The following is a 23293-nucleotide window of genomic DNA, read 5'->3' as shown; positions in this document are numbered from 1 at the left end:
GATAGACTGCTTCTCTTTGGCTTATCTTTGAGGGCCAAGCCCAGCTTCATCTTGCAAAGGAGTGTTGGATGTCCGGATGTTCCTGGTGGGATAGATCCACCGGTTTTGCCTTGCTGACCATTGTGTTGTGGGCCTCGCTGGCGGCACTGACGTCACGGGTCACCAGCGTGTCACCACTGGTGCTGGTCGGGCTGGTGCTGTTTTTCTGCGGGGTCGGGGCCTTGCCGTTCTGGCGCCAGTGGCGTGCTCGCCCTATTACCTGGCTGGTGACGGTTACGGCATTGCTGCTCTACCATCTGCTGCTCTTTATGAGCTTTCGCCATGCCCCGGTGCTGGAGGCCAACCTCATCAACTACCTCTGGCCGCTCTGCATCATTCTGTTCACCCCGCTGTTGTTGCCCGGCCATCCACTCCATGCCCGTCACCTGCTGGCTGGCGCCTTTGGTCTGGCGGGTTCCATGCTGGTGATGGTCAATGGCGAGCTGCAACTGCAACAGACCTATCTGCCGGGATACCTGTTGGCGCTCGGTGCAGCTGTCGTCTGGGGGGCCTATTCGGTGCTATCACGCCGTCTGCCGCCAGCCCCTGCCGTGGTCACTGCGGCAGCCTGCCTGCCCGCAGGTTTGCTGGCGCTACTGCTTGCCCGTCTGCTGGAGGGGCCCCTGCCGCTCGCACAGATCCCCACCAGTGACTGGTGGCTGATCATCGGGCTGGCGCTGGGCCCGATGGGGGCGGCCTTTGTGACCTGGTATCTGGCACTGCGAGACGGCGATCCACGCCGGATCGGTGCCCTTGCCTACCTGACACCGCTGCTGAGTACCTTGCTGCTGGTGTTGCTCAATGGAGAAACGCTGACTTCGCGCCATCTGCTGGCCGGTGCACTTATCATGGGAGGCGCCCTGCTCGGTATGCTTGGCCAACGCAACAGCGCTCAGGTATCCCCAACCAGTTAAGCCGGCAAGATAGGACCACCTGACCATGCTGTCATAAAAACGCCATCATCCCTGTTTAGGCTCTGGCCACGCTCCCCCATGGTCTGTGCTGACAGGAATTACCCCGTGAAAATCGCCCATTACGCCACCCTCTCCTCCCTTGTTTTGTTACTGGTCGCGGGAGGACAGGCGCTGGCCCTCTACCACGGCTGGCAACAGCTTGCCCATACCAATCAGGCCCAGCATCAGCACGAGACGCTGCAGCAACTGGTGACGGTGACCCTGCAAAACAGCCTGCGTGACTACCTCAACAGCGGCGATCCACAGCAACTGACCGCTGCGGAGAAGATCCGCCAGCAAGCGCTCTCCTCGCTGGCCGCTCAGGATGATGCCGTGGCGGCCCCGCTCAGGCAGCAACTCGAACAGATGGCGCAGCGCATCGCGCACGACTATCAGGCAGCAGGCAAGCTCTCGGGCAACAGCCAGTTGCTGCTACAAAATGCCGAGAGTGAGCTGGGCAGCCAGGCCATGGCGCTGATCCGCTATGGGGAGCAAGGCGCCAGCACGGAACAATCTGCCGCAGCAGAGCAATATCGCAGCGGCGCAGCCGAGATCCTGGCGGGCCTGCCGCGCCTCGCCCATTTGCGCCAAAGCTATATGGAGCAGGGCAATGAAAAGCTGCTCGAAGGGATCCGCTTCGAGCTGGAAGCACTACAAAAACAGGCGCAAGCGCTGCAAGCCTTGCCGCTGCTCGGCCTGTATGAAGAGGCGCCCGCAGATGAGTTCACGCTGGGGGAGCCGGTACGCAAGGAGCTGGGGGATCAACCGCGCAGCGAATTACGCTCGCTGCTGGGCCGCTATCCGCAGGAGCTGGCCAACAGCCGCACGGCGCTGCAACAGCAACAGGCTGGCCGCCAGACCGTGCAGCAAGACATCATGGCCATGTTGCAAGCGACCAGACAGATGGGGGAACAACTTGCCCGCGAACGGCAAGCCGTCAATCAGGAGCTGGCCACCATCCTCGGCACGCTAGCGCTCTGTCTGGTGATAGTCGCCCTGCTGTTTGCGCTGGTGCAACGACGCTGGCTGCTCACCCCCTTGTTGCGACTGCGCGGAGCCTTTCTGCAGCTCGATCAGACGGGGCAGGCCGAGCCGTTGCCTACCGGGCGCGATCGCAACGAGCTGGCCGATATTGTTGCCAGCTACAACCGGCTGATCGGTCGCCTGCAACTGGACCAACAACAAAAAGAGGGGCAGCTGTCTGCGGTATCCCTCAGTCTGCAAGGGATGGTCAGCCAGGTTGACGAGATCCACCACAGCACCCGCACCACCGAACAGGTGGTCGACGAGAGCGGTCAGATGATGGATGAGCTTAACCAGCTGGCCGGAGAGGTCCATCAGGTCGCCGCCGACATCGCCCAGCATGCCCACCATAACGAACAGGCGATGAGCCAGAGCGAAGATCTGGTGGGCAGCATGCTACACGCCACTCATCAGACCGGACTGGCGATTGGCGAAAGCGATGAGGCGCTGCAAGCCCTCACCCACTCGGTTGCCGATGTGACGGCCATTGTCGATGTGATCGGTCATATCGCTCAGCAGACCAACTTGCTGGCCCTCAACGCCGCCATCGAAGCGGCCCGCGCAGGGGAACAGGGACGAGGCTTTGCGGTGGTCGCCGATGAGGTGCGCCACCTCTCGGCCAATACCCAGCAATCCCTCAACCAGATCACCGATATTCTGGGGCGCCTGACCCAATCCGGCGAACAACTTGGCACTGTACTGAACCGGATCACCAACGAATCAAACCGCCAGCGGGCGCAGGCGGAACAACTGCGCCAGACCACCCAAGCAGTGCGGGAGATCGCCCGCAACACCGCAGTGATCGCCCTGCAGGGCGCCGACAACGCCAAAAGTCAGGAACACAAGCTGGCCAGTTTTGCCGATCTGATCACCCGTATCCATCAGCATGCCCGTCAGGTGAGTCAGCTCTCGGTGCAGGTCTCCTCCCATATCCACCATCAGGCGCAGCAGATCCCCCGCATCCTCGGCCAGCAAGGCTGAACCCTATTCGCCCCGCCTCCCCACCAGATCACTTTCCCTCAACCAGAGGGAAAGTTTTTTTGTAGCACAAAATTATCTGTTATCGGCAGGTTAACCGACACCTCTTCCGCCGTACCGGATGAAAACCCGCACTGGCGCTGGTCGCAGCCTCAAGAAAACGCTCTCATCACCGTGATACCTGCCATGAGGCTGTTTACGACCTTGCCCATGATTATTTGCACTCGGTCATACTTTTGAAACGTTGAGGGAACTTTTCATTGATATTTCGCACCGCGAACGTACTCTTGGGGTTGTCCGATAGCCAAGAATCGGAACATAAAAAAACAACATGTGATGATCAGGACTGCCAACTACAGATGTGCCAAGACATCCGGGTTTGCAGGTAGCCAAGACAAGATTTTTTGCCCTTCGGGGTTTTGATTGCAATGCCAATACCGAGCGGTAGGCCCGATGCCAACTGCCGGAAAAAAAAGCTAAGTCCATAAAATCAGGAGCAATAAAAATGGAAAAAGTGATCTTCAAGCGCGCCGCTTTGAGTGCCGCTGTGGTAGCCGCTCTGGTCGCCCCCGGTATGGCGTTGGCAGCTCAGGACATGATGAGCCCGGAATACGGCCAGTCCTATGAAACCTTCGTTAAAGACTCCAAACTGACCGGCGGTCTGTTCTACTTCCAGCGTGATCGTCAGCGCATCGATGGTGACCCGACTGCAGCCAAGAAAGAAGGCAAATACCAGTCCAACCTGAGCCATTCCACCGTTCAAGCCGCTCTTAACTTCAACTCCGGTTATGCCTGGGACACCGTAGGTCTGGACCTGGGCGGCTTCGGTGCCTATGACCTGGCCGTTACCGAAAATCACCCGGTCAACCAGGAAAACGAATTCTCCTTCGCTGGCCGTTCTTGGGGCAACAACGCCAAAGATGGCTCCCCTGAAGGTGGTTTCAGCCTCTCCAACGCAGCGATGAAGCTGAAATTCCTGGACGGCGGCATCACTGCCAAGGGTGGTTATACCCAGCTGTATGTCCCTGGCCAAATCGGTGTTAACTGGTCTTATCAGCCGGGTACCTATCGTGGTGGTCAAGTTGAAGGTAACTTCGGTGGCCTCTACCTGACCTACGCCATCGCTGACGAGTACAAGGCCCCCTGGTACAAAGAGACTCAGGTATTCTCCCGTGCCAAAGCGTGGATGGATCCGTTCGCTGATGAAAACGTCATCGACTACATCCACGGTATCGCAGCCCGTTACACCTTCGAAAATGGCACTGCAGTGACCGGTTCTTTCGGCCAGTCCGAAGGCTACATGGATAGCTACCACTTCAAACTGGCTCACAAGTTTGACGTACTGGGCGGCCTCTCCACCAGCTACCAGTTCTACGGTTCCGAGACCGAGACCTACACCAAGGGCGCTTCCCAGATCGAGACTTATGACGGTCTGGCATGGCAACAAGCTCTGACAGCCGCCTGGGGCATGGGCCCGTACGGCTTCCGTCTGGAAGGTCTGTGGACCAAGGCTGAAGGTGCGGAAGGCAACTACCTGCCCCGTCTGACCCGTGGCTACGCCAACTCCCAGGGTGCCAACGAAATTTGGTGGGACTCCCGCTCTGACTGGAACGCCAACAACGAGAAAGCGCTGTTCTTCGGCGTGACCCGTTCTCTGGATGACCTGGTTGGTGCGCCTGGCTGGTCCGTCGGTGTATCCGGTGCTTACGGTTGGGATATCGAAACCGGTCAAGGCAAGAAAGCAGCCAACGGTGAAGATACCGAATGGGCAGCCAACTTCGATGTCACCTATACCGTGCAGGATGGCAAGCTGAAAGGCACCCTGTTCAAACTGCACTACACCGACTACAACAACGACATCAGCCAGGGCGGCGGTTGGACCGATTACCCCAACATCTTCGCCTCCGAGCACGACGTCAAGTTCCACATCATCATGCCGCTTACCTTCATGTAATCAGGCAATACGATGTCAGCAAACCGGGCCACTTGGCCCGGTTTTCTTTTTACCGGTTGGCAGGCTAACATGCGAGCCGGATAAGGATTTTATCCGCTCACCAGCCCGCACGCTTTTATCAGCAGTAACAAGGACGCCATCATGCCCCGTTTTGTTTTGATCACCGGTTGTTCCAGCGGTATTGGCCTCGCCGCCGCACAGGCGCTCGGGCAGCACGGTTTTACCGTGATCGCTTCGGCGCGCAAGGCGGAAGATGTGGCCCGTCTGCAGCAACAGGGATTGCTGGCAGTACAGCTGGATCTGGCAGACCCAGCGTCCATCGAACTGGGGGCCAGTGCGGCGCTCCATCTGGCAGGCGGGCGCCTCTATGGCCTGTTCAACAATGGCGCTTATGGCCAACCCGGGGCGCTGGAAGATCTGCCCACCGAGGCGCTCAGGGAACAATTCAATACCAACCTGTTTGGCTGGCACCATCTGATCCGACAGGTGCTGCCGCCGATGCTGGAGGCCAAAGAGGGGCGGATAGTGCAGAACAGCTCGGTGCTGGGACTGGTTGCCATGAAGTATCGCGGCGCCTATAACGCCAGCAAATTTGCGCTTGAAGGTTATAGCGACACTCTGCGCCTCGAACTGGCGGGTAGCGGGGTACATATCAGCCTGATTGAACCGGGCCCCATCGATACCCGTTTTCGTGCCAATGCCCGCAGCGCCTTCTTGCGCCACATCGACCCGGCCCAGAGCCGTCATCAATCGGCCTACCGCCAGACCCTGACGCGGCTGGAAAAAGAGGGGGCCACCAGCGGCTTTACCCTCCCAAGCGAAGCCTGCATCCCGCCGCTGCTCCATGCGCTGACCCACGCCCATCCCAAGGCGCGCTATCCGGTGACCACGCCGACCCGGCTGTTTGCCTTCTTGCGACGGGTATTGCCCACTCGCTGGCTCGATAAACTGCTGGCCAAATCGGCCTGATCCCGTGATTTGCGGTGAGCATCAAGGTGCCTAGGTTGGGTTAGCTGCGTAACGGCATCACCCGTCCCGCCAACCTGGTTTGCCCCTCTCTTCAATAGTGCTCGCCATTGCTGTAGTAGGCGCTCTTGACCAGAGGGATCACCTGCACCACCACATAGGTCTGCTCCCCCAGCACTCGTTTCAAATGGCGCGTGATAAGGCGCGCGGCGGCGTCCTGCATCTCTTGTGGCCGCTCGAACCAGTGCAACTCGACAAACGGAAAACCCGCCTCTGGCTCACCGTTGCGGATCCAACAGCTCTCCACCCGCTCCATGGTGACAAACTCCGGCTTGCCGCCGGTCAGCTCGCAAAGCTCGGCCAGCAGCGGGCAGCTCACCTGTTGCAGGGTATCGAGCGTCACGGCGCGAAAACGAAGATGGGGCATGGCAAACCTCTTGGTTATCTGAAATGAGGACTTATCATAGGGGTTATTGTCAGCAAGAGAAGTCACTCGGCGCACATTAAGGATCCCCATGAGATTTCATCGCACCCTCTTTGCCTTCCTGCTCTGCCTGCTGCTACCGCTGCACGTCTTTGCCGATCCCGCCTTCTATCGGGTGAGCAAGGGCAACCAGCAACACTGGCTGCTGGGCTCCATCCATGCAGGTAAACCAGCCCTCTATCCTCTGCCCGAGCCAGTGGAGCGTGCCTGGCTGCAGAGCCGCTCACTGGTGATGGAGGTGGACATGAACAGCATCACGCCGGATCAGTGGCAACAGACCGGCTCCCTCACCCGACTGGTGGATGGCAAACCGCTCAAGGATCATCTACCTGCCGAGCTCTATCAACGCACCCTGATGGCGGGCGCCCGCTATGGCATCGACGAGGCGACCCTCACCACCCTGCGCCCCTGGTTTGCCGCCATTACCCTGACCCAGGCCGCCATGGCCCGCTCCGACTTAAAGAGTGAACTCGGGATAGACCAGCACTTTGCCACTCGGGCCGCCAAAGAGGGCAAACCGGTAGTGGGTTTTGAAACCCTGCTGGAGCAGCTCGGTTATCTGGCCAGCGTGGGTGACAACCAGACCCTGATGCTCGCCAGCACCCTGGATGAGCTACCGATGCTGGAGAGTGGTTTCGCCGCCGTGATGAAGGCGTGGCAGCAGGGAGATGAGGCGACGCTCATCAATCTGCTCAAGGAGGAGATGGCTCCCCCCGCGCTACAAAGCTGGATGGAGCAGACCCTGCTGGCCGAGCGCAACCACAACTGGCTGAAGAAATGGTCCACCCTGCCCAACGAGAGCTTTATCGTGGTAGGCGCCCTGCACCTTTACGGCGAGCAGGGGTTGCTGGCGTTGCTGGAGCAGCAGGGGTGGCGCATTACCCCGCTCACCACACCGGGCCCTGTGCAGGCTCGGTAGCAAGGAGTCCAGTGAGAACGATCACAGATCGCGCTGGTTATTAAACAACCTGCAAGGGAGTTGATCGGGATCATCCCGGACGGGGCAAAGAGGTATTTATCATGCCTGTCATCAACCGGGTGACAGGAGCAATAAAATGGACTTTTGGCTGGACCTGATGTTTGGCAACAGCGTGGGATTGATGTCGATGCTGGTGATTATCGGCACCTTCTTGCTGATCAGCTCTTACGCGGCCTACTTCATCTACAAGGTGATGCACTCGCAACCGCCTCATTCACAGCAACCCCATTCTCAACAGCCCAAAGAGGGCAAGTAATCCTCTGACCACAGGCGGCAGTTCACACTGACCGCCTGTGCTGTTTTATGGTTCGCGACTGTGATTCCCGGGCCAGGATGCACCAGTGTCCATGCCGGGTGCCCCTTATCCCCTCCCCCTTTCCCCGTTTTCTGTGCCGGTTGCGACCGTTATAATGACCCCCACTTTTTCTTATGGGGAGCCTGCCGTGTCTCATAACGACGAACTCTCGCTATTTATGAATGAAGTGGCCGACGTGCGGCCCATTCGCAGCGACAACATCCATCCCCATGCGGCCAAATCCGCCCCGACCGAGGCGCAGCTCGCTCGCCGTCAGGCTGCCACCGCCGAGCAACTCGCCCTCGACCACCTCACCATGGAGGCCATCGAGATGCGCGATCCGCACGAAATCGTCGGTTTCAAGCGCGATGGGGTGCAGGAGGGGGTCTACAAGAAGCTGCGGCTCGGCAAATACGAGCTGCAGGCCAGCCTGGACTTGCACCAGAAAACCCTCAACGAAGCGCGCCAGACGCTGGTGCAATTCATTGCGGATTGTGAAGTCCGGGATATCCGCTGCCTGCTGATCCTGCACGGCAAGGGGGAGCGCAGCACCCCGCGCGCCCTGCTGAAAAGCTATGTCAGCGCCTGGTTGCCGCAACTGCCCGCCGTCATGGCGCTCCACAGTGCCGAGCGTCGCCACGGCGGCAGCGGTGCCCTCTATGTGCTGCTGCGCAAAAGCGAACGCAAAAAAGCGGAAAACCGCGAGCGGCACCAGAAGCGGCTCGGCTAACCCGCCTCTCGCCACTACGCCTTTGGCCCACCTGCATGATGGTGGTCAACTATACAGCGGCGGTGTTAGCATCGAACGGCCCCGAGCATGCCAGGTACGGGGCGGCATACCATCAGGGACGATAACAAGGACAATCCCATGTCATATCAAAAGCTTGAACAACATCAGCAGCAGATCCACCGCTTTAGCCACCTCGCCGCCATCTGCGGCTGGGATCAGGCGGCCATGATGCCGGAAGGGGGCAACGATGCTCGCGCCGAAGCGATGGCCGAACTCGGTCTGCTGATCCACCAGAAGCGCACCGCTCCCGAGCTGGGCGACTGGATTGCCAAGGCCGAGAGTGAGCCGCTCGATGAAGTGCAACGGGCCAACCTCGGCGAGATCAAGCGCCAGTGGCAAGATGCCAGCCTGCTGCCCGGTGAGCTGGTCGAAGCGCTGTCGCTCGCCGGTAGCAAGTGCGAGCACGCCTGGCGCAGCCAGCGCAAGAACAACGACTGGGCCAGCTTTGCTCCCAATCTCGAGGAGGTGGTGAAACTCTCCCGTGAAGTGGCACAACTGCGGGCCGATGCGCTTGGCGTGCGCCCCTACGACGCCATGCTGGCCCTCTATGAGCCCGGCATGACCAGCGCGCGCCTGGATCAGATCTTCGGCGATCTGGCCAGCTGGCTGCCGGCTCTTATCCAGACCGTGAGTGAACAGCAGAAGGGCGATGCCCTGCTGCTGCCGCAAGGCCCCTTCCCCATCCCCACCCAACAGGCACTCGGCCAGGAGGTAATGGGGCTGCTCGGCTTTGATTTCGCCCACGGCCGCCTCGATGTGAGCAGTCACCCCTTCTGTGGCGGGGTGCCGACCGACGTGCGGATCACTACCCGCTATAACGAGCAGGAGTTTGTCTCCAGCCTGATGGGCATAGTGCACGAGACCGGTCACGCCCGTTACGAGCAGGGGCTGCCGCGCCATCTGCTGGGTCAGCCGGTGGCCGAGGCCCGCTCCATGGCAATCCACGAGAGCCAGAGCCTGTTTTGTGAAATGCAACTGGGCCATCATCCGGCCTTCCTCGCGCTGCTGGCACCACGTATTCGTCACCACTTCGGCGAGCAGGCGGCGTTTGCGCCGGACAATCTGGCCAAGCTCTACAGCCGGGTCGAGCCGGGCTTTATCCGGGTCGATGCGGACGAGGTGACCTATCCGGCCCACGTTATTCTGCGCTACGAGCTGGAGCGCGATCTGGTGGAAGGGAAGATCGAGGTGGCCGACATCCCCGAGCTGTGGGATGCCAAGATGCAGCAGTGGCTGGGGCTCTCCACCAAGGGCAACTACCGCAATGGCTGCATGCAGGATATTCACTGGACCGACGGCTCGTTCGGCTACTTCCCGAGTTACACCCTGGGTGCCATGTATGCCGCCCAGTTGCGCTTTGCCCTCGAAAAAGAGCTGGGCAGCATGGGTGAGGTGATCGCGGCGGGCCGCCTGCCGGAGATCTTCGGCTGGCTCGGACGCAACATCTGGTCACAGGGGAGCCTGCACAGCACCGACGAGCTGGTGCGCCGCGCCACCGGTGAAGCGCTCAACCCGCACTGGCTGCGCCAACATCTGGAACAGCGCTACCTGAAGTAATGAGCGCAGCAAGCTAACAGCAGAGCGGGGCCCTTTTTAGTTGACCACTACAGGGCCCCGTTTTTATGGCGGTGCATGGCATAGCACGCCCCACCACAATCCTGCAAAAAGAGAGGCTTCAGAGAGGATCAGGGGAGCCCAGCAACTCGCGCAGTTGCAGGATATTGCCCTCAGGGTCGAAGGCGTTGCGCACCACAAAGCCGGGCCCCGTCCACTGCTGTGACAACAAACCGCCGCCGAGATCCGCCGCCTTCGCTTCTGCCCAGGCGAGGCTGGAGACGGTGAAGAACAGCTTGATGGCCCCCTCTTCCCGCAGTGCCGGCGGCCGCTTGATAACAACTTGCCCGACATAAGGCTCAGGAATGGCATGGATCAGCAGCTGGATATCGCTGTTTTCCAGCACCACCAGCTGCTCATTCTGACTGCAGACCACCATCTGCAGCAGGGTACGATAAAAGTGGGTAAGCAGGCCCGGATCCTTGGCATAGATCAGGGCACCGGCACGAGCGGGGCCTGGCATGGAGCACTCCTCAACAGTGAACGGCTGGCTGGACAGATCTCCACCTTCTCACAGTTGCGCGCCCCGTTCGATCCTTTTTAGCGGCTCGCCAGCCTCACTGCACAAAGTGCCACTGCCGCAGTGCCAGTGTCGGAGGCGGCCCCTTATCATCCCCCAGATCTGCCATGCCCAGCGCCTCGTCATAGTGCACACCGCCCGCGCCACTCTCGGTCAGGTGTTTTGCCCGCACCGCCCCGTACAGACCGCCACTTCCGATGATCTTCATCTCGGTGAGCGGGGCATAGAGGGCGGCATAGAGCGGGGTATTACCCGACAGCTTGACCCCATCCTTGCCGCTATACGCGGAATAGATGGAGATAGCGGGCGTACCGCCAGCGGTCAGCCCCTGCTTGACTGCCGTCACCTCGGCACCGGCCCCAAGATCGACCTTGCCACTGACGATCAGGGTCAGACTGCTGCCCTCGCTCACCGTCAACTTGTTGCTGCCAGTCATGGTGAAATCCTTGTCGATCAGCAGCACCACATCCCCCTTGATGGTGAGGCTGGCATCGGCCCTCATATTGAGGCTGTCGAGCTGATAAATGGTCTGCTCCTTGCCAAACAGCTCCCCCTTGCCGGGTAGCGGCAGCCCGGGCTTATGCTGGTTGCTGCTGGTGACCGAGCCGGTGGCGGGATCCGTGGTCAGCACCATCTGCTGGGTGGCCCCAAGCGTCAACAGGCCATTAATAGGCAATGTTGCAGGGGGGAACGATTTGGCCAGCGCGGCCACATTGAGCGGGTCACACACCTGTCCGGCCACCGGCGGTAACCTGGGATCGTTGCGATACTCGGGATCCAGATATTTCTGGTTCTCCTGATCTTTAAAAAAACCAGCGCCACCATAATTGAGCTTGCCGCTGTCGATGCTGGTGCCCCAATCCATGGAGACATTACCGTTGACCGCAACCTGACCACCGATGCGCCCCCCTTTCAGGGTCAAACTGCCGCCCCCTTTCACATTGCCGGAGACCCGGACAATCTTGTCAGAAGAGGGGGAGATAATGACGTCACTCCCGGCATTCACGTTGCCGGAGATGGGGGAAGATCCGTTCAGGGTCACGGAGCCGGTCGCCCGTACATCGCCCCAAATTGGCGAATTGCCGTCGAGCACTACATTGGCCTTGTCACTGACAGTCGCCACCTTGGCATTCTGCTTAATGTTGGTGCCGCCATATTTGCCCTTGCGCGAATCGTAGCTGTCGATAAAACCGCTACCGGAGAGGCTTAGCCCTTCGCATGCCACTACCGAATCCTGAAAGATGAGATTGCCGGGCTCGCGCTTGAGGGCAAACAGCGCATTGAGACTGGCATTGCCCTCCAGATAACGGCCATGGCTCTGCAACGCCAGCTTGCTGTCGGTGGCGGCATCCAGCTGTTCGATGCTAAAGCGGCTGCCCGCCATGGCTCCTTCCCCCTTGCCAGGCACCTTCTGCACCAGCCGCTCCCACTCTATCCGCGGTTCGGCGCCAAGTGCCTGATGCAGGGCGCGATAACTCTCGTTCATCCCCTGCTCGGCACTGAGCTGCGCATTGATCTTCTTGTGAAAATTGCCGCTCAGGCGGGTCTGCAACTGGTTCTCCTGAATGCTGGTAAACACCAGCAGACTCGACAGCAGGCTCACCACCAGCACCACCAGCAGTACGGCTCCCCGCTGCCCCTGCAATCCCTTGTTCATCCCGCTCCCCCTGCTGTGGCGTTGGCACCGGATGTGGCCAACGCTGCCGCCCAGACCGCCTTGCGGCGGGCCACCTGCACCTCGACTCCCGGCGCCAGATAGCTGGGCAGCCCTTCGGGCAAGATGCGGATATTGACCAGCGCCCCCTGCTGGCCGAATTCAAGATCCTGAAGATGGGCCAGCAACAGGCGCGGGCCATCCCCGTCATCGCAACTGAGTACCGGCGGCGTGAAGCGGTACTGCTCGGTAAAATCGGCGGTTTTCTGGTTGCCAAGACAGGAGAGCACCTGACTGCCCCCCTCTACCTTGAAGGCCAGCGTCAGGCGATCAGGGGTGACCGCTATCAGCTGATCCGCCTGCTTGATGCTGTTGGTAAAGGTGAGAGTGGCAAAGCGCAGCACTTCGTTCGCCTGCTCCAGCGCCTTGCTCTGTTCGACCGTGCTCTTGATCGGGGCGTAACCGGCAAAAATCGCCAGCATCAGCATCAGACCGAGCACCATGGAGATCATCAGCTCGACGAGACTGATGCCTCGTTGCCGTGAGGGGAGGCTCAGCATAAAGGCGGAAATCCTGCGTTCAGCTCCACCCGCTTGGCGCCGGAGACCCGCTCATCCTGCCACTCGATAGCGACCACAAAGTTGTCGCTATAACGGTTCGGCAGCACCAGCCGGTGGCCCTCGTGCAGGGTGAAGCGGGCAAGAAAATCGGCCTGGGTGAACCGCTCGGGCTTGCGCTGCACTTCACACAGCGAGCTCCAGATCTGCTCCACGCTGTTGCTCGCCTCGATCGTGGCCAGCGTGCTCTGCAAGCTGTAATGCGCCTGCTGCAACGAGACCACCTGCCCCTTGGCGAGACCGAGAAACACCATCACCGCCAACACCATGGAAACCATGATCTCCACCAGATTGAAGCCCTGCTGGCGGGCAAGTGCGGCGTGTCTCATGAGCAGCTCCCTTGCAGCAGCTGGCCGCTCGGAGCCACGCAGAGCACCCGCTGCTCACCGAGGCGATTGGCCAGAATGATCTCGGCGTGGCTGCTGCTGCCGGTTGGCGCGATCTGGATGGGGTCAAACGGCTTGATCACCACTCCGCCAGCAGGTGCTGCTGCCTGACGCAGCAACTTGCTGTCAGCCATCACCTCCCAGCCACCGTTCTCGGTGCCCTGCAGTACCACCGGCAGGGTCAACTTGACCGCTTCACTGCGGGCAAAACGGTAGGCAGACGCGAGTTCGGTCGCGCTGCGATCGAGCCGTTCGGCCGCGAGGCGCTGACTCATGGAGGGCAACCCGACCAATAGCAAGATGGCGGCGATGCCGACCGTGATCATCAACTCAATCAGAGTAAATCCACGCACATTCATCTTATGATCCCCAGCAGTCATGGCGATTGGCCGCGCGATAACCGGTCTGATCGAGGGTCAGAGTGCCGCACTCATCCTGTTGTCGCGTCGTTGGAATGGCTTTAAGCAGGTAGTCGCCAGCATCTTGCTGGCTGTAGCTGAACTGGTAGAAATCCGTGTTGGAAGGGGTAGCAAACGTGTCTGGATAACGGCCCTGTTGGGTATAGATACGTTCGAGGGCGAGCGCCTGCTCCAGCAATTGCTGCTGCGCTTCGTAACGACGTCCCTGTTGCAGATAACCCTGATACGCTGGCAACGCGATGGCCGCGAGAATGCTGACAACCGTCATGGCGATCAACAACTCGATCAGACTAAACCCTCGGCAATGGGGCCATGCCTTACAGTCGTTCACTTATCATCCTTGGCAAGTGTTGTTGTTATTGGTCGGCCCTGGGCCGCAAATGCGATGACTTAATAATCATCAAAAATTAACTGACTCGATTGAACAACACAAAATCGCCACACTCAATGTAAAAAAGATAATTATGTGATCTGTTATTAATTTTTAAGCAGTTTTCACCGCCACTAATCTCGCTAAGCAAATAAAGCTAAGCCAATCGTGCCTACAACCCGTCCGTTATGCCCCCTTCTGTCGAGCCGCGACATATGAATAACAGCGTGACGAAGAGTGAAACCCGGCCGTGCAATGAAAGAGCAAAAAAACCTTTGGCCAATTTTTGCTATCCCTGTCCGTTTCTGGCTAGTCACAGCCCCCGAGCCCCCTTACTCTCTTGCCATCTATTCCAGCAAAGCCGCCAACACCATGAATGCAAAGCCCAGCCCAGAGTCGTCACCGGATGAGGTGATCAACACCCTCAGCCGCGAGCAGTGTCACGCCGCACGGCTCGCCCGCGATTCTCGCTTCGATGGCCGCTTCTTTACCGGCGTGCTCTCGACCGGCATCTACTGCCGGCCTGTCTGCCCGGCACGGCCACCGCACGAGCACAATGTGCGCTACTTCCAAAGCGCCGCGGCCGCCGAGCAGTATGGGCTGCGACCCTGCCTGCGCTGCCGCCCTGAGCTGGCCCCCGCCGCCCGTGGCGATCTGCCGGTTGAACTGGCACGTCTGCTGGCGTGCATCGATCGCGGCGAGCTGGCGGAAGGCACGCTCGCCAAACTGGCCACTGAGGCAGGGATAAGCGAACGCACCCTGCGCCGCCAGTTCGAGCAGCACCTCGGCGCCTCGCCAAAACAGGTGGAGCAGACGCGCCGTCTGCTGCTCGCGAAACGGTTGCTGACTGAAACCGGGCTGCCCATCACCGACATCGCGTTTGCCGCCGGATTTGCCAGCATCCGCCGCTTCAATGACGCCTGGCTCAACGCCTACGGACTGGCCCCGCGCTCCCTGCGCCAGCAGGAGCAGCACGCTGACGCGCCAGAGCACATGAGCGCGCAGCCGCGCGGCGCAACCCTGACACTGCAACTGCCCTACCGCCCCCCATATGACGTGGCGGCCATGCTGGCGTTCTACCGGCTACGGGCGATCCCCGGACTGGAGCGGGTAGATGGCGAGGTGTACGAGCGGCGCTATCGGGTCGGCGATCAGGTCGCGCTGGTGCGTATCGCGCAAGGCAAGGGGCATAGCCTGCAGCTCACCGTCCATGATCTGCCGCTCGCAGCACTGCCCGATCTGCTCTATCGGGTGCGCCGGATGTGGGATCTCGATGCCGATATGCAGCGGATCGGCGATCTGCTCGGTCAGGATCCGCTGCTCGCCCGCTTGCAGGCGCGCTGGCCCGGCGTACGGCTGCCAGGTGGCTGGGACGAATACGAGGTGATGCTGCGCGCCATCGTCGGCCAGCAGGTCTCGGTCAAGGGGGCCATCACCATACTCGGGCGGCTGGTAGCTCGTACCGAGGCGCAATTCGGGGTGGCGCAACTACCGACCCCCGCCCAGTTGTGCGAACTCGATCTCGACGGCATCGGCATGCCCGGCAGCCGTATTCGTACCCTGCGGGGAGTGGCGAAGGCACTGGCCAGCGGTGAGCTGACCCTCACGACAGCCAGTGATGAGCAGTTGCTGGCACTACCGGGCATAGGCCCCTGGACGGTCTCGTACTGGCGGCTGCGCTGCGGGCTGGATACCGATGCCTTCCCCGCTTCCGATCTGGTGCTGCAAAAGGCACTCGGCGGCGGCACCAAGCTGCCGGTAAAAGAGGTGTTGGCGCAAAGCGCAGCATGGCAGCCGTGGCGCAGCTATGCGGCCAGCTGGCTGTGGCACGCCATGAGTGAAGCGCCCAATTTGCTGCTCCATGCCACCGGCAACGAACAACAGCCAGATAACCAACCATAGGAGATAACCCCATGATCCGCTACGATATCCTGCCGACCCGCTGCGGCAATCTGCTGGTTGCCATCAACGAGTATGGCTTGGTGCACGTGGACTTTGTGGCGGGCCTGCGGGCGCTGCCCGATATGAGCGGCTGGCTGCAAGACCCCGCAGCGCTGGCCCCCTTCCTCGCCGAATTTGACGCCTATTTTGCCGGTCGCTTGCAGCGCTTCTCCCTGCCCCTTGCCGCCCGTGGCACAGCTTTTCAGCAGGCGGTGTGGCAAGCGCTGTGCGACATCCCCTACGGCGAGACCCGCAGCTACAGCGATATCGCTCGCACCATCGGCAAACCCGATGCGGTGCGGGCAGTGGGCGCGGCGAATGGCCGCAATCCGCTCTCGATCATCGTCCCCTGCCATCGGGTGATCGGCCAAAACGGCAGCCTGACCGGCTATGCGGGGGGATTGGAGATTAAAAAAACGCTGCTGGCGCTGGAGAGGGGCAATTAAAGGAGGGTAGGCAGAGAACCTGCGATAAAAATTGCCCCTTTCCGGATGGAGAAAGGGGCTCATTGATCAGCGTTTCAGGCTGCCCATCACATGCATTTCGCAGCGGTGACAATCAAAACGCAGGCGGAAGGTGTCTTTACCCATTTTGAGTTCCAGCGGCTCGGCCTTGAGACCTGGCACCTCGTTCGGGCAGAGGTTCTGGCTATAGCGGATGCAATGCTTGGTGATCATCAGCACCACTTCCCGCTCCTCCTTGTTCGCCTCATAGGCGGGAGCAATCCGATCCACCCCGTGTTCGCGGAAGAACTGCTCGGCCGCGCTGTTCAGCACATTGCCAAGGTAGGAGAGACGGTGCTGGGGATAGTTGATATCCCGCAGGGCAATGCGTCGCTCGGGGCGCTGGTAGCTGGCCACGCGTGCGGCCTCAAGTGCAGCGATGCCATCCCGGCGCAAACCGTTGAGCTGTGATGCGGCGATAAATAGCGGCCTCGTTACTGCCAACTCAATCTTGCGCGCCACAAAGAGGGTATTGCCAAGTTTGCCAAGTTGATCCCGCGCCTGCTGCAGCGCCCGCTCCGGATTGTCGGCAGGCTGTTTATCGCAAGACAGCGTCACCATGGCGCTGATGCCCTGCTCGTCGGTGAGCGTGAGGCTCACGCCCTCATCGCACTCTGCCAGCACCATATCGACCCGGATACGGCGATCCGCGCTCGCCTTCTCCAGCATCTTGCTGAAGGCCTGATCGTGGTTGCGGTAGATTTCGGTGCCTACCTTCAACCCCGGCATACGCTCTGACAGGAGTAACTGCTTACCTTCGACTTTGTTGAGGCGCATCCCCACCAGCTCGTTATTCGGCTTGAAGAAGCCCAGACCGTCGCCGTTGTTGAGGGTGACCTGTTTGCCATCAATCTCGATGCCGTCACGGGTCACCTTGGTGACCCGCCCCAGCGGCTCGCCCACATATTTTGGGCTCTTGGTGGAATCGATCCCCTGCTGGCGGCCATGGAGGAAGTAATCGGTGCTGCCGCGGTTGAAGCTCTTTTTGGGATCTGGCGTGAAGCTGTAGCTGCAACGACCCGCCGAGGCAGCCACCAGATCGGAGCGACTATCGAGAATGGCGTCCAACTTCTGCCGATACCAGGCGGTGACGTTTTTGACGTAGTCGAGCCCCTTGAGACGCCCTTCAATCTTGAAGGAGCGGATCCCCGCCTCGATCAAGGCCTCCAGGTTGTCGGTCTGATCCATATCCTTGAGCGACAACAGGTGGCTGTCGGCCACCAGCACTTCACCGTCCGGCTTTTGCAGCGAGCAGGGCAAGCGACAGAGCTGGGCACACTCGCCGCGGTTGGCACTGCGACCGGTACGGGCATGGCTGATGTTGCACTGGCCGCTGTAGGAAACGCAGAGCGCGCCGTGGATAAAAAACTCCAGCTGCACATTGGTCGCCGTACTGATCTCGCGGATCTGCGCAAGAGACAGTTCGCGCGCCAGCACCACCTGAGAGAAGCCCACATCCTGCAGAAACTTCACCTTCTCCGGCGTGCGGTTGTCGGTCTGGGTACTAGCATGAAGGGCGATGGGTGGCAGATCGAGCGCCAGCAGCCCCATATCCTGCACGATGAGCGCATCGGCACCGGCTTCGTAGATCTGGTGGGTCAGCCGCCGGGCCTGCTCCAGCTCATGATCGTGCAGCAGGGTGTTGAAGGCGACAAAAACCTGGGCGCCGAAACGGTGGGCGTGACGTGCCAGCGCTTCGATATCCTCAATGGTGTTGCCTGCCGCACTGCGGGCGCCAAAGGCTGGGCCCCCCATGTAGACGGCATCGGCCCCATGGTTGATGGCTTCGATGCCGTAGGCGAGGTTCTTGGCCGGAGCCAGCAGCTCCAACCGGTTGTTGTGGCTTAACGGGTGCTTGTTCTGGTGCATGGTCTCGGGATCAGGGCGGACAGCAAATGGGCGCTACTCTAGCCCATTCACCACCCGCGTGCCTTGATCCCGCTTAAGGTATCTGCGAAATACAGGATTACATGACCACCTTGAGTGCCAGCCCGAGCAGCACCAGCCCACTCACCTTGTCGATGACAAAGGATTTGGCTTTAAGCCACGCCAGCACCGGCCCGCGGGAGAGCACCAGCGCCACCAGCACGTACCAGACTGCATCGATCCCGCCAGCGGTAAGCATCATGATGCCCCCTTCGCTCCAGCCGGTATCGGCTCGCACAAACTGGCTGAACAGGGCGATGAAGAAAACCGCCAGTTGGGGATTGAGGAAAGCCACCATAAAACCTTCAAAGGCCCCCTGCCGACCACGCAATTGATGCACCTCTTCACTCGCTTCGCCGCTGGCTGGTTTTGCCAGCAGGGCTTTCACCCCGAGCCAGGCAAGAAATGCGGCGCCGCCGTAGCGGATCAGATCAAACAGGATCGGGGTCTGGGTGATCAAAATGGAGAGGCCAAGCGCCGTGACCAGCGCATAGATACCAACCCCGAGGCCGTGGCCAAGCGCAGTAGCGACGCCGTGCCCCTGCCCGCCCTGCACCGTGTTGCGGATGATCAGCGCCAGACTCGGCCCCGGGCTGATGGCCCCCATCACGCAGATTGCGGCCAGTGCCAGCCAACTCGTCAGTTCCATGCATTTCCTCTTTATATGCTCGATATGATGACCTGCATTCAGGGTACGGGCTGAGCCATTATGCCAGTAGTGAAAGTTATGAATAGATTCCATAACCAATGGCTATGGCACCACACAACTGACTGGGGCTAACCGCCGAGATCGAGCAGCTTGCGACTCTCGCCAACGGTACGTTGCAGGTGATCCCGCAGGAAGGGGTAGGCCAGCTCGCGAAACCAGCGGTGGGCCGGATCCTGATGGTGGCGCTGATGCCACAGCAGATGATACTGCTGGTCGCGGGTAGCAAATGGCAGATCGACAAAGGTGAGCTCATGGCCGCAGGAAAGCTGCCAGGCGATATGAGCCGGAGTGGTCATCAGGCAATCGGTGCGCAGCAACACCTCCACTGCCGCCTGAAAGAAGGGGACTCTGGCAAACCAGCGTCGACTCAGTCCCTGCGGCGCCAATACCTGCTCCACCGGGCTGTCCTTGTCGCCACCGCCACTCACCTGCAGGTGAGGCCAGGCGAGATAGTCATCGAGACTCAGCGCCTTGCCCGCCAACGGGTGATGACGTCCCATCAACACCGCCAGCCGATCTTCCCCCTGATGCAGACCGCGTATCTGCTCCGGTACCTGCTCGGTGATGGTAGAGACCAGATCGAGCTCGGACTGCCACAACTGCGGCAGCTGACGCTTGTCCCACAGGCTGTACTCCAGCGCCGCCAACGGCGCCTCTTTGGCGAGCGCGGCACAGATATCGGGCAGGATATGCTGGGCAACATAATCAGAAGACGCGAGTCGAAATACCCGCTCGCAGCGGCTCGGGTCAAATCCGGGCGCCTCGTAGAGCCGCTCCAGCGCATCGAGAGAATCCGCCAGCAGGGCGGCCAACATTTCGGCCCGTGGCGTCAGCAACCAGCGTTGCCCCTCCCGTACCAGCAACTCGTCATCAAACTCGCTGCGCAACTGGGCAAGCTGCTTGCTGATGGAGGGCTGACTCAGGTGCAGCAGCTCGGCGGCGCGGCTGATATTGCGGGTCTCCAGCAGCACCTTGAGGGTCGGCAACAAGTTGAGATTGGCTCTGAGCAAGGAGATACCCTCATCGGTGGCGAAATGCCTATCTTAGGGCAGAGGAGTCCCGCGTTTTAAGCAAAATTTCCTGCCATGTTCAGCGCGTTGCAGCCCTTTGCGACCAGATGGCACAGCTGAGCCCCCCGCACATAACCATGACCACAAGATGACAGTGGTTGTCTCGTACGGCATAATTGCACGATTTTCCGCCCGCGGGCGATCCACTTTGAGAAGCGGTAACAAGATGAAATACGCCAATATCACCGGCTGGGGCAAATGCCTGCCTCCCTCTGTGCTGACCAACGACGACCTCAGCACCATCATGGATACGTCAGACGAGTGGATCTATCCGCGCACCGGCATCAAGGCCCGCCGGATCTCCCATGTCAGCACCTCGGATCTCGCCACCCTGGCCGGTCGCCGCGCACTGGCCTGCGCCGGTCTGGAAGCGAGCGATCTCGATGGCATCATCCTGGCTACCGCCACCCCGGACAACCTGCTGCCAAGCGCCGCCTCTGCGGTGCAAAAGAAGCTGGGCGCAGTCAACGCTGCCGTATTCGACCTCAACGCGGCCTGCACCGGTTTCGTCTACTCCCTCTCCGTCGCCACCTCGCTGGTGCAGACCGGCATGATGAAGAAGGTGCTGGTGATCGGTGCCGAGCGCCTTACCTACCTGCTGGACTGGGCGCGCCGCGATACCGCCGTGCTGTTTGGCGATGGTGCCGGTGCCGTGGTAATCGAGGCGAGCGAGCAGGAGTGTGGCCTGATCGCCAACAAGCTGGGCTGCGACAGCGAAGCGCGAGAGATCCTGCACGTACCGAACTTCGGTACTGATCGGGTGCGTTTTGCCGACATCGATGGTCTGTTCACCTTCAACTTCGAAGGGCCGGAGATCTTCAAACGCGCCGTGCGTGGCATGGGTGAAGCCACCAGCACTGTGCTGGCGCAGGCCGGTATTGCGCCGGAGCAGGTCGACCTGATCGTGCCGCACCAGGCCAATATCCGCATCATCGAGACCCTCGCCAAACGGATGAATGCGCCGATGGAGAAGGTGATGGTCAACATCGAAAACTACGGCAACACCTCTGCAGCCACTGTGCCCATCGCCCTGTGTGAAGCGCTGGAGCAGGGCCGCGTCAAGCCGAACTCCTATCTGCTGACCGCCGCTTTCGGTGCCGGCCTGACTTGGGGTGCCGCCATCATCAAGTGGGGCGACCGCGTCACCCCCATCAAGGGGTGCGATGCCGAGCTGCCCCCCTGCGACAAGAGCGCGCTGGAGCTCATCGCCCACGCCGTAGAAGGGTGCCAGAAGGCTCACGTCAACGAGGCTTGATCCTCATCAGGAGCCTGAATCCTCAGGCTCCTTCTCTCCTTTTCATCCCCACCAGGCTCTTCCCCCCACTTCGCAAGCCACTTGATACGGCAATCGCTGATACAAACAACTCCGATTTGCAGCCAATTAATTTTTTTCCGCTAACCTTATTGTGCCAACTATAAATAAAGAAAAGAGCGTCAAGGGGCACCATGACTGTTTCGGTCCCGCGCCTTTACCTCTTACCAAATAATTGCACAGGGATAAGCTACGTATGGCACAACACAAAAGTGGCGTGAACACACCGCTTTGGGAACCGGTTTGCTGGATTTGCTGCATCGGGCTTGCTCTGCTGAGCTGCCTGTTGCTGCAGCTCGCCGATGCGCTGTCACCTCTCTACCTGCTGCTCAATGTGCTGGTTGCTATTGCCGCCGCGCTCTGGACATCGAGTCACTTCCACCAGCACACACTCCGACATCGTGCAGGAGAGGAACAAACAGTCGCGACCGATCCTCTCGCCCACTCCATCATCGGGCTCGAACAGGTGTGCGAGAAGGCACTCCCCATCTGGTCCCAGCAGATTGAAAACTCTCGTCAACAAACAGAAGCCGCGATGATTGACCTGACTCAACGCTTCAGCGGCTTGGCCAACAAGCTGGAGGAAGCAGTCAATGCTTCTCATCTGGCAGCCGGAGAACTGGGTGATGCCAATTCCCGTGGCATGGCAGGAGTCTTGAGCGAGAGCCAGCAGCAACTCAATGAGGTAGTGGCCATCCTGCACTCCGCCCAGGCCAATCGGGACGCCATGCTGGGTGAGATAAAAAGCCTGACCACCTACACCATAGAGCTCAACACCATGGCCATGGATGTGGCCAAAATCGCCTCCCAGACCAACCTGCTGGCCCTCAACGCCGCCATTGAAGCGGCCCGCGCTGGGGAAGCTGGTCGTGGCTTTGCTGTGGTAGCTGATGAAGTGCGCAACCTCTCCCGCCTCTCCAGCGAAACCGCCCAGAAGATGACCGACAAGGTAGACACCATCAATACTGCTATCGGTCGCGCCTTCCAGATTGCCGAAAATGCTGCCGCACGGGATCACGCCTCAGCGCTCAATTCGGAGCAGACAATTGAACAGGTACTGGCCCGTTTTCGCCATGCCACTGACAGCCTGGCGGAATCCGCCTCCCTGCTGCAAAACGAGAGCACCGATATCCATCGCGAAATCTCCAGCGTCATTGTCTCGCTGCAATTTCAAGACAGAGTCAGCCAGATCCTCAGCCACGTCAGACAAAACATGGAGAGCCTCTCCAGCCATCTGGTTGCTTCGGAGCAGAGCAGCAATGCGACAGGGCCAATCCAGATCGATGCCAATCGCTGGCTGGCAGAGATGGAGCTCTCATACGCCACCGACGAACAGCGCAATATTCACCATGGTCGCACCACCCGTACAGTCAACGCGCAACCAAGCAGCGCCGACATCACATTTTTCTAGGAGAGAGATATGGGCAAAACGATCCTGATCGTGGATGACTCGGCAACTATTCGCCAAGTCGTGGGCATGACCCTCAAGGGAGCCGGTTATGAGGTCATGGAAGCCTCTGACGGCAAAGATGCGCTCAACAAACTAGATGGCAAGAAGATCAACCTGATCATCAGTGACGTCAACATGCCGAACATGGATGGCATCACCTTCGTCAAAGAGGCCAAAAAGCTGGCCAACTACAAATTTACCCCTGTCATCATGCTGACCACCGAGTCTCAGGACAGCAAGAAGCAGGAGGGACAAGCCGCAGGAGCCAAAGCCTGGGTGGTCAAACCCTTCCAGCCCGAACAGATGCTGGCCGCAGTCGCCAAGCTCATCATGCCGTGATC

Annotated in this window: 23 protein-coding genes; 13 read left to right on the top strand and 10 right to left on the bottom strand. The window is 60.0% G+C overall.

The window, feature by feature from the left end; genetic code table 11:
- Positions 1-68: 68 nt before the first annotated feature.
- The 4 genes from AB5Y99_RS11615 (at position 69) to AB5Y99_RS11600 (ending at position 5916) form a co-directional block, all read left to right on the top strand.
- On the top strand, positions 69-953 hold the full coding sequence (locus tag AB5Y99_RS11615) for a DMT family transporter (protein ID WP_368209749.1): 885 nt from the start codon (positions 69-71) through the stop codon (positions 951-953).
- A gap of 105 nt (positions 954-1058) precedes the next feature.
- Complete coding sequence (locus AB5Y99_RS11610; protein WP_368209748.1) at positions 1059-2996, top strand: methyl-accepting chemotaxis protein; 1938 nt, start codon at positions 1059-1061, stop codon at positions 2994-2996.
- Between the two features lie 502 nt (positions 2997-3498).
- Entirely contained in the window at positions 3499-4947 is a 1449-nt protein-coding gene (locus tag AB5Y99_RS11605; RefSeq protein ID WP_005338723.1) for an OprD family outer membrane porin, read from the top strand.
- A gap of 141 nt (positions 4948-5088) precedes the next feature.
- The gene (locus AB5Y99_RS11600; RefSeq protein WP_042054211.1) at positions 5089-5916 is read left to right on the top strand and encodes an SDR family oxidoreductase; all 828 of its coding nucleotides are present in this window, start codon (positions 5089-5091) and stop codon (positions 5914-5916) included.
- Positions 5917-6007: 91 nt separating this feature from the next.
- Here AB5Y99_RS11600 and AB5Y99_RS11595 read toward each other — a convergent pair whose 3' ends face one another.
- Positions 6008-6340: a DUF1904 family protein gene (locus AB5Y99_RS11595; protein ID WP_368209747.1), complete on the bottom strand. Its 333-nt coding sequence runs from the start codon at positions 6338-6340 to the stop codon at positions 6008-6010.
- A gap of 88 nt (positions 6341-6428) precedes the next feature.
- On the opposite strand from AB5Y99_RS11595, the gene AB5Y99_RS11590 reads away from it, so the two are divergent.
- The 4 genes from AB5Y99_RS11590 (at position 6429) to AB5Y99_RS11575 (ending at position 10018) form a co-directional block, all read left to right on the top strand.
- The gene (locus AB5Y99_RS11590; RefSeq protein WP_257700079.1) at positions 6429-7316 is read left to right on the top strand and encodes a TraB/GumN family protein; all 888 of its coding nucleotides are present in this window, start codon (positions 6429-6431) and stop codon (positions 7314-7316) included.
- A gap of 136 nt (positions 7317-7452) precedes the next feature.
- Positions 7453-7632 (top strand): DUF3149 domain-containing protein, encoded by a 180-nt coding sequence (locus tag AB5Y99_RS11585; protein WP_005338733.1) that lies wholly within the window; start codon positions 7453-7455, stop codon positions 7630-7632.
- A 187-nt stretch (positions 7633-7819) separates the two neighbouring features.
- Positions 7820-8401 carry a DNA endonuclease SmrA gene (smrA, locus tag AB5Y99_RS11580; protein WP_206875027.1) on the top strand — a complete coding sequence of 194 codons (582 nt, stop codon included), beginning with the start codon at positions 7820-7822 and terminating at the stop codon, positions 8399-8401.
- A gap of 138 nt (positions 8402-8539) precedes the next feature.
- Positions 8540-10018, top strand: a complete 1479-nt coding sequence (locus AB5Y99_RS11575; protein WP_368209746.1) for a carboxypeptidase M32 — start codon at positions 8540-8542, stop codon at positions 10016-10018.
- Between the two features lie 118 nt (positions 10019-10136).
- On the opposite strand, the gene AB5Y99_RS11570 is transcribed toward AB5Y99_RS11575, so the two are convergent.
- The 6 genes from AB5Y99_RS11570 to AB5Y99_RS11545 form a co-directional block, all read right to left on the bottom strand.
- Positions 10137-10538: a glyoxalase/bleomycin resistance/dioxygenase family protein gene (locus AB5Y99_RS11570; protein WP_368209744.1), complete on the bottom strand. Its 402-nt coding sequence runs from the start codon at positions 10536-10538 to the stop codon at positions 10137-10139.
- A 94-nt stretch (positions 10539-10632) separates the two neighbouring features.
- Positions 10633-12252 carry a hypothetical protein gene (locus AB5Y99_RS11565; RefSeq protein ID WP_368209742.1) on the bottom strand — a complete coding sequence of 540 codons (1620 nt, stop codon included), beginning with the start codon at positions 12250-12252 and terminating at the stop codon, positions 10633-10635.
- Entirely contained in the window at positions 12249-12809 is a 561-nt protein-coding gene (locus tag AB5Y99_RS11560; protein WP_368209741.1) for a PilW family protein, read from the bottom strand. Before AB5Y99_RS11560 ends, AB5Y99_RS11565 begins: the two co-directional genes overlap by 4 nt.
- A complete protein-coding gene (locus AB5Y99_RS11555) occupies positions 12803-13195 on the bottom strand; it encodes a prepilin-type N-terminal cleavage/methylation domain-containing protein (protein ID WP_120414906.1) in 393 nt (130 codons plus the stop codon). The genes AB5Y99_RS11560 and AB5Y99_RS11555 overlap by 7 nt, the downstream gene beginning before the upstream one ends.
- The gene (locus AB5Y99_RS11550; RefSeq protein ID WP_005338751.1) at positions 13192-13611 is read right to left on the bottom strand and encodes a GspH/FimT family pseudopilin; all 420 of its coding nucleotides are present in this window, start codon (positions 13609-13611) and stop codon (positions 13192-13194) included. Before AB5Y99_RS11550 ends, AB5Y99_RS11555 begins: the two co-directional genes overlap by 4 nt.
- Position 13612: 1 nt before the next feature.
- Positions 13613-14002: a type IV pilin protein gene (locus AB5Y99_RS11545; protein ID WP_005343572.1), complete on the bottom strand. Its 390-nt coding sequence runs from the start codon at positions 14000-14002 to the stop codon at positions 13613-13615.
- A gap of 411 nt (positions 14003-14413) precedes the next feature.
- Here AB5Y99_RS11545 and AB5Y99_RS11540 point away from each other — a divergent pair, with 411 nt between their 5' ends.
- Together AB5Y99_RS11540 and AB5Y99_RS11535 are read left to right on the top strand one after the other, a co-directional pair.
- The gene (locus AB5Y99_RS11540) at positions 14414-15943 is read left to right on the top strand and encodes an AlkA N-terminal domain-containing protein (protein ID WP_368209739.1); all 1530 of its coding nucleotides are present in this window, start codon (positions 14414-14416) and stop codon (positions 15941-15943) included.
- A gap of 11 nt (positions 15944-15954) precedes the next feature.
- On the top strand, positions 15955-16428 hold the full coding sequence (locus AB5Y99_RS11535; RefSeq protein WP_005349587.1) for a methylated-DNA--[protein]-cysteine S-methyltransferase: 474 nt from the start codon (positions 15955-15957) through the stop codon (positions 16426-16428).
- Positions 16429-16494: 66 nt separating this feature from the next.
- Here AB5Y99_RS11535 and AB5Y99_RS11530 read toward each other — a convergent pair whose 3' ends face one another.
- The 3 genes from AB5Y99_RS11530 to AB5Y99_RS11520 all read right to left on the bottom strand — a co-directional run bounded on the left by AB5Y99_RS11530 (position 16495) and on the right by AB5Y99_RS11520 (position 20130).
- On the bottom strand, positions 16495-18354 hold the full coding sequence (locus AB5Y99_RS11530) for a U32 family peptidase (RefSeq protein ID WP_368209738.1): 1860 nt from the start codon (positions 18352-18354) through the stop codon (positions 16495-16497).
- Between the two features lie 97 nt (positions 18355-18451).
- The gene (locus AB5Y99_RS11525) at positions 18452-19060 is read right to left on the bottom strand and encodes a LysE family translocator (RefSeq protein ID WP_042054198.1); all 609 of its coding nucleotides are present in this window, start codon (positions 19058-19060) and stop codon (positions 18452-18454) included.
- 128 nt (positions 19061-19188) lie between these two features.
- Positions 19189-20130, bottom strand: a complete 942-nt coding sequence (locus AB5Y99_RS11520; RefSeq protein ID WP_201945752.1) for a LysR family transcriptional regulator — start codon at positions 20128-20130, stop codon at positions 19189-19191.
- Between the two features lie 226 nt (positions 20131-20356).
- Here AB5Y99_RS11520 and AB5Y99_RS11515 point away from each other — a divergent pair, with 226 nt between their 5' ends.
- From AB5Y99_RS11515 to AB5Y99_RS11505, 3 genes are all read left to right on the top strand, one after another.
- Positions 20357-21445 carry a ketoacyl-ACP synthase III gene (locus AB5Y99_RS11515; RefSeq protein WP_368209736.1) on the top strand — a complete coding sequence of 363 codons (1089 nt, stop codon included), beginning with the start codon at positions 20357-20359 and terminating at the stop codon, positions 21443-21445.
- 253 nt (positions 21446-21698) lie between these two features.
- A complete protein-coding gene (locus tag AB5Y99_RS11510; RefSeq protein ID WP_333563378.1) occupies positions 21699-22913 on the top strand; it encodes a methyl-accepting chemotaxis protein in 1215 nt (404 codons plus the stop codon).
- Between the two features lie 9 nt (positions 22914-22922).
- Positions 22923-23291, top strand: coding sequence for a response regulator (locus AB5Y99_RS11505; RefSeq protein ID WP_005338778.1), 369 nt, complete (start codon positions 22923-22925; stop codon positions 23289-23291).
- Positions 23292-23293 lie beyond the last annotated feature (2 nt).

The organism is Aeromonas sp. R4-2, from assembly GCF_040908295.1.
Taxonomy (GTDB): Bacteria; Pseudomonadota; Gammaproteobacteria; order Enterobacterales; family Aeromonadaceae; genus Aeromonas; species Aeromonas veronii.
This window is presented reverse-complemented; position numbering and strand designations above follow the sequence as displayed.